Here is a 9619-nt window from a genome sequence, read left to right as displayed (position 1 = left end):
AAAAGTGGGGGAAACAGGCGAAGCGCCGCCAGCGGCGGAAACAGCGAGCCTGTTTCGAGGAAGCGGCACGATTGGCGGCCCCAACGGGGCCGGGAATCGTATCGCCGCGACGGTGGTCCGCATCCCCCGCGGGGAACCCGCGATCCCCCGCACCGGGGCCGGTGCAATTTCTCAGTTCATGCCTCCGTCCACGGAGAGCACCTGCCCGGTGATATACGCCGCGTCGTCGGAGCAGAGGAACGCCACCGCCCGGGCCACGTCCTCCGGTTTCCCCATTCGCCCCAGGGGGATGGAGCCCAGCAGGGCGGCTTTGGCCGCCTCCGGCAGCACGGCGGTCATGTCGGTGTCGATAAAGCCGGGGGCCACCGCGTTGACGGTGACATTCCGGGCGGCCAGCTCCTTGGCCATGGACTTGGTCATGCCGATGACGCCGGCCTTGCTGGCGGCGTAGTTCACCTGCCCGGCGTTGCCGTGGAGGCCCACCACGGAGCTGAGATTCACCATGCGGCCCCAGCGCTTCTTCATCATGGGCCGGGCAGCGGCCTTCATGCACAGAAAGGCACCCCGCAGGTTGGTGGCAATCACCGCGTCGAAATTCTCCTCGCTCATCATCACCGCCAGACCGTCCCGGGTGATGCCGGCGTTGTTCACCAGAATGTCCAGGCTGCCGAAGGCGCGGACCGTCTCGTCCACCATGGCCTTCACCTGAGCGCCGTCGGACACGTCGCAGCGGATGGCCAGGGCCTTCACGCCCCGCTCCTCGCACAGCCGCGCCGTCTCCGCCGCCGCGGCCTCGCCGCCGGCGTAGCACAGCGCCACATTGGCCCCCCGGGCCGCCAGCTCCAGGCAGATGGCCCGGCCGATGCCCCGGCTGCCGCCGGTGACCAGGGCCGTTTTTCCAGTCAGTTCGTTCATGCCCGCTCCTCCATCAGCTTGTTCAGGGTTTCCTCCAGGTGTTCCACGTCGGCCACGGTTTCCACGGCGGTGACCGGCATTCCGGGCACCGTCTTTTTCACGAAGCCGGACAGGGCCTTCCCCGGTCCGATCTCCACAATGGCGTCCACCCCCAGCGCCGCCATGCGGCGGATGGAGTCCTCCATGAAGACGCTGCTCTGCACCTGGCGCACCAGCAGTTCCGGTATGGAAACGCCGCCCCGGTCCTCGGAGCCAAGGCAGTTGAAAATCACCGGCAGCTTCGGCTCGGCGAAGGCCACGGCGGGGAAGTAGCCCGCCAGGGCCTCCCCGGCGGGGGCCATCAGGGGGGTGTGGAAGGGTCCGCTGACCTTCAAGGGCAGGCACCGGCGGGCGCCCCGCTCCTTTGCCAGGGCCGCGGCCCGCTCCACAGCGGCCTTCTCGCCGCCGATGACCAGCTGGCCGGGGCAGTTGTAGTTGGCAATGACCACGCAGCCCAGGGCGGAGGCCTCGTCGCAGGCCTCCTGCAGGGGGCCCCGGTCCAGGTTCAGCACCGCCATCATGGCGGACTCCCGGCCGGCGGCGGCCTCCTCCATGGCTTTGCCGCGGAAGGCCACCGTGCGGATGGCGGTTTCCGCGTCCAGCACGCCGGCGGCGTGGAGGGCGGAGTACTCGCCCAGAGACAGTCCCGCCGCCACTGCGGGGACGATGCCCCGCTCCGCCAGCACCGCCGTCAGACCGGCGGCGAAGGCCACCATGCAGGGCTGGGTGTAACGGGTCCGGTTCAGGACGCCGTCCGCGTCGGTGAAGGACACTTCCTTCAGGTCAAAATCCACTTCCGCGCCGTCGATGACGGCCCGGAAGGCGTGATACGCCTCGTACAGGTCGGCTCCCATGCCGGGGTGCTGGCTACCCTGTCCGGCGTACAAAAAGCCCAGCTTCATTGCGCGGACCTCCATTCTCTCATAATCTGTTCCATGCGCTCCCGGACGGTGGACATGGCGTTCACCCGTCCGGCTCCGGCGCCGCAGAAAAACAGGCCGTTTTCCCAGTCCCCCTCCGCCGCGGACATCAGCGCCCGGGAGATGCAGTAGGGGGTCTCGGCGGGGCGGCAGGCGGTGAGGCAGCGGAAGCAGCGGGTGGGTTTGGGCTGCTTCCCGGCCTCCACCCGGCGGATCAGGGGCGAGCGCAGCGCCCGGCCCGGCAGACCCACGGGGCTTTTCAAAATGGTCACGTCCTCCGCCCTGGCCTCCAGCAGCCGCTGCTTGTAGCCCTCCGCCGCGTCGCACTCCTCCGTGGCGATAAAGGGGGTGGCAAACTGGGCGCCGGCGGCGCCCTCCGCCATATAGCGGGCCATTTCCGCCCCGTCCTTCACATTTCCCGCCACAAACACGGGGATGTCCCGGCCGTACTGCTTCCGGTAAGGCTCCAGCGCCGCCAGCACCTCCCGCAGCAGCCTGCTGAGGGAGATGGGCCGGCCCGCCTGGGCCTCCCGGGCCTCCTCCGGGGTAAAGCCCAGATGGCCCCCCGCCTGGGGGCCCTCCAGCACCACGAAGTCGGGAACGCGGTGGTAGTGCCGGTCCCACAGGCGGCAGATGAGGGCCGCCGCCCGGCCGCTGCTGACCACCGGGGCCAGGGCCGCGTCGGATTCCGGCACCTCCGCCGCGATGGCGGGCAGGTCCTTCGGAAGCCCCGCGCCGCAGACGATGGCGTCGGCCCCCGCCCGGAGGGCGGTGCGGACGCTGTCGGCGTACTGGCTGGTGGCCACCATGGCGTTGACGGCCACCAGGCCCACGCCTCTGGCGGCCTCCTTGGCCCGCCGCACCTGCCGCTCCAGCGCCCGCAGGTTGGCCCCCTGGGGGTCGGCGTCAAAATCCGGCTCCCGGAAGCCGCACATGGCCGTGGAGATGGTCCCCATGCCGCCGCAGGCGGCCACCGCCCCTGCCAGCCGGTCCAGACTGATCCCCACCCCCATGCCCCCCTGCAGAATCGGCAGGGGGAGGGTCTTTTTCCCGATGGTTACCGCCATTCAGATGCCCTTTCCCGCAGCACGGCCATGCCGCCGCTGTACAGCTCCTCAAAAATCTGCCGCACGGGGCGGATCTCATGCACCATGCCGGCCACCTGACCGGCCATGACGCTGCCGTGGTCCATGTCGCCCTCGAACACCGCCCGGCGCAGGCCTCCCAGCGTCACTTTCTCCAGCTCCTCCAGGGTGGCACCCCGCTTCTCCAGAGCCAGATACTCCCGGGCCATCCGGTTTTTCAGCACCCGCACCGGCCCGCCGATGCTGCGGCCGGTGACGGTGGTGTCGCTGTCCTTGGCCTTCAGAATGGCCTGCTTGTAGTTTTCATGAATGGGGCACTCCACGCTGCCCAGCAGGCAGGTGCCCACCTGGGCGCCGCAGGCACCCAGAGACAGCGCCGCCGCGAACTGACGGCCGTCGGCGATGCCGCCTGCCGCCACCACGGGGACGTCCACCGCGTCGATGACCTGGGGAACCAGGGCCATGGTGGTCATCTCCCCCACGTGGCCGCCGGACTCGGTGCCCTCGGCAATCACCGCATCCACCCCAAGGCGCACCAGCCGCTTTGCCAGAATGGAGGCCGCCACCACCGGCAGCACCTTCACCCCGGCCTCTTTCCAGGCGGGGATGTACTTGCCGGGGTTGCCGGCGCCGGTGGTGACCACCTGCACCTTTTCCTCGATGATGATTTTCGCCATGTCGTCGGCGCAGGGGTTCATCAGCATCAGGTTGACACCGAAGGGCTTGTCCGTCCGCTCCCGGCAGATGCGGATCTGTTTGCGCAGCAGCTCCGGGTCCAGCATGCCGCCGGTGGCGATGACCCCCAGCGCGCCGGCGTTGGAGCAGGCGGCGGCGAACTCACCGGTGGCGATGTTGGCCATGCCGCCCTGAATGAAGGGGAACTCCGTTCCCAAAAGCTCGTTGAGTCTGATCATATTGCACTCCTTCACGCAAATTCCACCAGCGCGCCGCCCCAGGTGAGGCCGCCGCCGAAGCCGGCCAGCAGCACCCGGCTGCCGCTCCGGACCCTCCCCTGCTCCTGCAGCTCGCTGAGGACGATGGGGATGCTGGCGGCGGAGGTGTTGCCGTACTCCTGAATGTTTTTGTAATACTTCTCCGGCGGGATGCGGTACTTCCGCACCGCCAGGTCGATGATGCGGGCGTTGGCCTGGTGGAACACGAAGAAGTCCACGTCCTCCACGGCCTTGCCCGTCCGCCGCAGCACCCGGTCGATGCACTCCGGCACCGCCTCCACGGCGAATTTGAACACTTTTTTGCCGTCCATGGTGAGATAGCTGTGGCCCCCGGTCTCCACGCCGGGCAGGCGCAGCACCTGATCGTCGCCCCGGACCCCCAGCTCCGCGGAGATGGAGTCAAATTCCTCGTTCCACTCCACCACCGCCGCGCCGGCGCCGTCACCGAACAGAATGCAGGTGCTCCGGTCGGTCCAGTCCAGAATGCGGCTCAGCACCTCCGCGCCCACCACCAGGCCGTAGCGGCGGCGGGATGCGGTCAGCAGGCACTCCATGGTGTGAAGGCCCATGAGAAAGCCGGTGCAGGCGGCGTTCAGGTCGAAGCAGGGGATGTCCTCCGGCAGGCCCAGCTCCTTCTGCAGGGCGCAGGCCGCCGAGGGCACCAGCGTTTCGCCGGTGACGGTGGCCACAATGCACCCGCCGATCTCCTCCGGCCCTACGCCGGCCCGCTCCAGCGCCCGGCGTGCGGCGGCGGCGCACAGGGCGCCGTGGGTCTCCCCGGTGCAGTGGTGGCGGCGCTCAATGCCGGTGCGGGTGGTGATCCACTCGTCGCTGGTGTCCACGATCTTCGCCAGATCGCTGTTGGTAACCGTCCGCTCCGGGACGCAGCGGCCGGTGCCGCGGATTCGGATTCCGTTCATGTCTTTTCCTCCTGGATGGGCGGTACGCCCAGTTTGCGGAACTTCCGCCAGCGGGCGGCAGGCAGGTCCTTTTCCTGATCCAGCGCCGCCAGATCCCGCTTCAGCGCCCGGTCCACATGGGCGATGGTCAGCACCGGGTCGGTGTGGGCGCCGCCGGGAGGCTCCGGGATCACCTCGTCGATGACCCCGCCTGCCAGCAGCTCCGGCGCCGTCAGGCCCATCAGCTCACAGGCCTCGCCGGACCGGGCGGCGTCCTTCCACAGAATGGAGGCGAAGCCCTCGGGGGACAAAATGGCGTACACCGCGTTTTCCAGCATGGCCACCCGGTCCGCCACCGCCAAGGCCAGGGCGCCGCCGCTGTTGCCCTCGCCGGTGATCACCGTCACGATGGGCACCGTCAGACGGCTCATCTCCAGCAGGTTCCGGGCAATGGCCTCCCCCTGGCCCCGCTCCTCCGCGCCCAGGCCGGGGTAGGCCCCGGCGGTGTCCACGAAGGTGATGACGGGCCGGCGGAACTTCTCCGCCTGGTGCATCAGCCGCAGCGCCTTCCGGTAGCCCTCCGGCCCCGGCATGCCGAAATTGCATTTCAGGTTTTCCTCCGCCGTCCGGCCCTTGCGGGTGCCGATGACGGTGACGGGCCGGCCGTGGAACAGCGCCACGCCGCCCAGGATGGCCCCGTCCTCCCCGAACAGGCGGTCGCCCCGCTGGGCGAAAAAATCGGTGAAGAGGCCGTCGATATAGTCATTGATATTGGGCCGCTGGGGGTGCCGGGCCACGGCCACCCGCTCCGCGGCGGTGAGCCTGTTCATGGCCGGCCTCCTTTCCCGTGGAGCCGCAGCAGCTGAATCAGCGTGTCCCGCAGCTCCTTCCGGGGCACCACCGCGTCCACGAAGCCGTGGTCCATCTGGAACTCGGCGCGCTGGAAGCCCTCCGGCAGCGTCTGGCCGATGGTCTGCTGAATCACCCGGGGGCCGGCAAAGCCGATGAGGGCCCCCGGCTCCGCCAGCACGATGTCTCCCAGGGAGGCGAAGCTGGCGGTGACGCCGCCGGTGGTGGGGTCCGTCAGCACGGAGATATACAGCACGCCCTTCTCGTCCAGCCGGGCCAGGGCGGCGCTGGTTTTGGCCATCTGCATCAGCGAGTAGATGCCCTCCTGCATCCGGGCGCCGCCGCTGGCGGAGAACAGGATCAGGGGCAGCTTATTTTTCCCGGCAAATTCAATGGCCCGGGTGATTTTCTCTCCCACGGCGGCGGACATGGAACCCATGAAAAACCGGCTGTCCAGCACGCCCACCACGCACTTGCAGCCGCCGATGGCGCCGGTGGCGGTGACGGCGGCCTCGTTGAGGCCGGTTTTCTGCCGGGCTTTTTCCAGCTTCTCCCGGTAGCCGGGGAAGGACAGGGGGTCCATGGCGGACAGGTTCTCGTTCAGCTCCCGGAAGGTGCCGGGGTCCAGCACCATGCTCAGCCGCCGGTAGGCGCCGATGGGGAAATGGTAGCCGCACCTGGGGCAAACCGACAGGCTCAGCACCATCTCCCGCCGCTCCGTCTCCCCGCCGCATCTGGGGCAGGTCACCAGCCGGTCGCCGGGGACGTAGTTTTCCCGCATGGCCTTCATGGCCAGCAGCCGCTCACGGCGGCGGGCAAACACTCCGGTCACGGATGTTCCTCACTTTCCGCCAGACGCCGCCCGAATTCCAGCAGCTCCGGCAAATGCTCATCCAGGAACGCGGTGGTACACCCGCCCCGGACGAAAACGGGATGGTACAGAATCTGGTAGGACAGCTCCGCGTTGGTGGGGAAGCCCTCCAGCGTGAATTCCTCCAGGCAGCGGCGCATTTTCCGGATGGCCTCCAGACGGGTGGGGGCATGGACCAGAATTTTCGCCGCCAGGGAGTCGTAATGGGGGGAGAGGGTGCAGCCGTTGTACAGGCAGGAGTCCACCCGCACCCCCGCGCCGCCGGGGAAGTGGAGGAACTCCACCTTGCCGGGGCAGGGCCGGAAGTCCTGCTGAGGGTCCTCGGCATTGATGCGGCACTCCATGGCGTGGCCGGTGAGGCCCACCTCCTCCTGGGTAACCGACAGGGGCAGGCCGGAGGCCACCCGAAGCTGCTCCCGCACCAGGTCCACGCCGGTGATCAGCTCCGTCACGCCGTGCTCCACCTGGATGCGGGTGTTCATCTCCATGAAGTAGAAATGCTCCCCGTCGCTGTCCAGCAGGAATTCCACGGTGCCGGCGCCCTCGTAGCCCACGGCCCGGGCCGCCCGGACGGCGGCCTCGCCCATGGACCGGCGCAGCTCCTCCGTCAGGCAGCGGGCCGGGGCCTCCTCAATCAGCTTCTGGCTCCGCCGCTGGACGGAGCAGTCCCGGTCCCCCAGGTGAATCACATTGCCGTGGCGGTCCGCCAGAATCTGGAACTCAATGTGCCGGGGCCGCAGCACCAGCTTCTCCAGATACAGCTCCTCGTCGCCGAAGCAGGAGCGGGCCTCGGCCCGGGCGGCGTCATAGGCGGCCGGCAGGTCCTCCGGGCCGTTGCACCGGCGGATGCCCCGGCCGCCGCCGCCGGCGGAGGCCTTGATCAGCACCGGGTAGCCCACCTTCTCCGCCGCGGCCAGCGCCTCTTCCACGGAGGAAACCGGGCCGTTGGAGCCGGGGGTCACCGGCACGCCGGCGGCGCGCATCAGCGCCCGGGCGGCGGATTTGGACCCGGCCTTCCGGATGGTGTCGCCGGAGGGGCCGATGAAGGTCAGGCCCGCCGCGGCGCACTCGTCGGCAAAGTCGGCGTTCTCCGACAAAAAGCCGTAGCCGGGGTGGACGGCGTCGCAGCCGGAGGCCAGGGCCGCCGTCAGCAAGGCCGTGTGGTTCAGGTAGCTGTCGGCGGCCCGGGCGGGGCCGATGCACACGGCATCCGTGGCCAGCTGCACGTGGAGGGCCTCGGCGTCCGCCTGGGAATAGGCGGCCACCGTCTCCATGCCCAGCTCCCGGCAGGCCCGCAGCACCCGGAGGGCGATCTCCCCCCGGTTGGCGATCAGTACCCGCTTCAGCATGGCTGGTACCGGAACAGGGGCTGGCCGAACTCCGCCAGCTCTCCGTTTTTCAGCAGTACCTCCCGGATGACGCAGTCGCAGGGGGCCGTCACCTCGCTCATCATCTTCATGGCCTCCATCAGGCACAGCGTCTGGCCCTTGGCCACCCGGTCCCCGGCCTGCACGAAGGGAGGCTGGTCGGGAGCGGGGGCGGCGTAGCAGGTGCCCACCATGGGGGCGGTGATGACCCGGCCCTCCGGCGCCGGCGCGGCAGCGGGGGCGGACACGGCGGGGGAGGGGGCAGCCGGGGCGGCGGGGAGGGCGGCGCCGCCCTTGGTCATCTCTATGGTCACGTCCTGTCTCGTCAGGCGCAGGGAGGTGAGGCCGCTGCGGTCGAAACAGGCGATCAAATCGAAAATTTCCTGATTGGTCATGGAATTTCCTTTCCGTCACGTCCGCCGGAGGGTCTCCCCTCCGGCGGCGCGCTTCTTACTTGTGGCTGTTGAGATAGTTCAGGATGTCGCCCACCGTCTTCATCTCGGCCAGAGCGCTGTCCTCGATGGAAATGCCGGTGGCCTCTTCCAGGGCCATGGTCAGCTCCACGGAAGCCAGGGAATCGGCGCCCAGGTCGTCGGTGAGAGAGGCCTCCAGGGTCACCTGCTCAGCCTCGCAGCCCAGGGTCTCCACGATGATGTCCCGCATTTTCTCGAATTCCATATGACGTACTCCTTATATCGATAGATTGATTATTTTAATTAATTATTTTTAACTAAAATAATTTAAGCACATTTTATGCACAGGGCCGGTGTTTGTCAAGTAAATTTTGTCTGTTAAAGGAAATCGTTTGCTTGCGGGGGACACCTGCTGGGAGGCTGTTTTGCACCCGCCCGGGTGCCGGGGGATGCCGGTGATCACCGGGGGGCAGCGAAGGCTGCGGGCTTGACCGCCATTCCCGGGGAATGTTGCACCGCTTTCGGTGCGGGGATGTGACGAAGGTCACGGCTTTGCACCCCCCATTCTTTTTCGTCTTGCCGAAAAAGAATGCGCCGTGCACGGTGGAAGAAAAAGGCGCTTTCGTACCCTTTGCTGCGCAAAGGGTAGACCGGGGGTCTTCTCAGACGCTGCCGACTGAATCCAGAAATCTTTTGCCGGGTGCGTCTGACACTGGCAGTCCCGGAGAGTCTGCCGCCGCAAGTTGCGGAAGTGCGGCAGTTGTCGTGGTGGAAAACCGAAAGGACTGTCCTTCTCTGCCCGCGCGGTCCGCTTCCCCGCAAGGGGGACGCGACATCCGTAAGGCGGAAAAGCCGCCAACGGCTGTCCAGTCGCTACGCGCATACCCGGGCATTAGCGGAGAGCAGCGAAACGGAGTGTCCCATCAACCACCCCGGTAGGGCGCAGCGAAGCGGAACGCCCGGGGCCAACACGCAGGGGCCTTTCGATTCTGCACCCCGATGACCACCCAGGCCTCGGCTTGCGGCGGAGCAGTATCGGCTTACGCAGAATGGAGAGCGCAGCCGGCAGAAGGCTGGCAAGTCACCGCCGCAGTGTCTGAGGAATCCCCCGTCAGCCTTTGTGTACAAAGGCCAAAAGCGCCTTTCTTTTGGACCGTGCACGGCCCGTTTTCTTTGGGCAAGACCCAAAGAAAACGGGGGAAACAGGCGAAGCGCCGCCAGCGGCGGAAACAGCGAGGGCTGTTTCGAGGAAGCGGCACGATTGGCGGCCCCAACGGGGCCGGGAATCGTACTGCCGCGACGGTGGTT

At 67.9% G+C, this 9619-nt stretch carries 10 protein-coding genes; all 10 read right to left on the bottom strand.

What is annotated here, in order from left to right; genetic code table 11:
- Positions 1 to 171: 171 nt before the first annotated feature.
- The 10 genes from fabG to acpP are packed head-to-tail and all read right to left on the bottom strand — an operon-like array spanning position 172 to position 8576.
- Positions 172 to 915, bottom strand: coding sequence for a 3-oxoacyl-[acyl-carrier-protein] reductase (gene fabG, locus SOX55_RS02110; protein ID WP_325285782.1), 744 nt, complete (start codon positions 913 to 915; stop codon positions 172 to 174).
- Complete coding sequence (fabD, locus tag SOX55_RS02105) at positions 912 to 1856, bottom strand: ACP S-malonyltransferase (RefSeq protein ID WP_325285781.1); 945 nt, start codon at positions 1854 to 1856, stop codon at positions 912 to 914. The genes fabG and fabD overlap by 4 nt, the downstream gene beginning before the upstream one ends.
- Positions 1853 to 2941 (bottom strand): NAD(P)H-dependent flavin oxidoreductase, encoded by a 1089-nt coding sequence (locus SOX55_RS02100; protein ID WP_325285780.1) that lies wholly within the window; start codon positions 2939 to 2941, stop codon positions 1853 to 1855. The genes fabD and SOX55_RS02100 overlap by 4 nt, the downstream gene beginning before the upstream one ends.
- Positions 2932 to 3873, bottom strand: coding sequence for a nitronate monooxygenase (locus SOX55_RS02095; RefSeq protein ID WP_325285779.1), 942 nt, complete (start codon positions 3871 to 3873; stop codon positions 2932 to 2934). Before SOX55_RS02095 ends, SOX55_RS02100 begins: the two co-directional genes overlap by 10 nt.
- Before the next feature lie 11 nt (positions 3874 to 3884).
- Positions 3885 to 4832: a beta-ketoacyl-ACP synthase 3 gene (locus tag SOX55_RS02090; protein ID WP_325285778.1), complete on the bottom strand. Its 948-nt coding sequence runs from the start codon at positions 4830 to 4832 to the stop codon at positions 3885 to 3887.
- Complete coding sequence (locus SOX55_RS02085; RefSeq protein ID WP_325285777.1) at positions 4829 to 5641, bottom strand: acetyl-CoA carboxylase carboxyltransferase subunit alpha; 813 nt, start codon at positions 5639 to 5641, stop codon at positions 4829 to 4831. Before SOX55_RS02085 ends, SOX55_RS02090 begins: the two co-directional genes overlap by 4 nt.
- Positions 5638 to 6450: an acetyl-CoA carboxylase, carboxyltransferase subunit beta gene (gene accD / locus SOX55_RS02080; protein ID WP_442873600.1), complete on the bottom strand. Its 813-nt coding sequence runs from the start codon at positions 6448 to 6450 to the stop codon at positions 5638 to 5640. The genes SOX55_RS02085 and accD overlap by 4 nt, the downstream gene beginning before the upstream one ends.
- Positions 6451 to 6488: 38 nt before the next feature.
- Positions 6489 to 7880, bottom strand: a complete 1392-nt coding sequence (gene accC, locus SOX55_RS02075) for an acetyl-CoA carboxylase biotin carboxylase subunit (protein ID WP_325285775.1) — start codon at positions 7878 to 7880, stop codon at positions 6489 to 6491.
- Positions 7874 to 8293 carry an acetyl-CoA carboxylase biotin carboxyl carrier protein gene (locus SOX55_RS02070; RefSeq protein ID WP_325285774.1) on the bottom strand — a complete coding sequence of 140 codons (420 nt, stop codon included), beginning with the start codon at positions 8291 to 8293 and terminating at the stop codon, positions 7874 to 7876. Before SOX55_RS02070 ends, accC begins: the two co-directional genes overlap by 7 nt.
- A 55-nt stretch (positions 8294 to 8348) precedes the next feature.
- Positions 8349 to 8576 carry an acyl carrier protein gene (gene acpP, locus SOX55_RS02065; RefSeq protein WP_325285773.1) on the bottom strand — a complete coding sequence of 76 codons (228 nt, stop codon included), beginning with the start codon at positions 8574 to 8576 and terminating at the stop codon, positions 8349 to 8351.
- Positions 8577 to 9619 lie beyond the last annotated feature (1043 nt).

Origin of the sequence: Dysosmobacter sp. (assembly GCF_034093755.1) — a bacterium.
GTDB lineage: Bacteria > Bacillota > Clostridia > Oscillospirales > Oscillospiraceae > Oscillibacter.
Note: the sequence above shows the minus strand (reverse complement) of the source record. Positions and strands in the feature narration are given on the sequence as shown.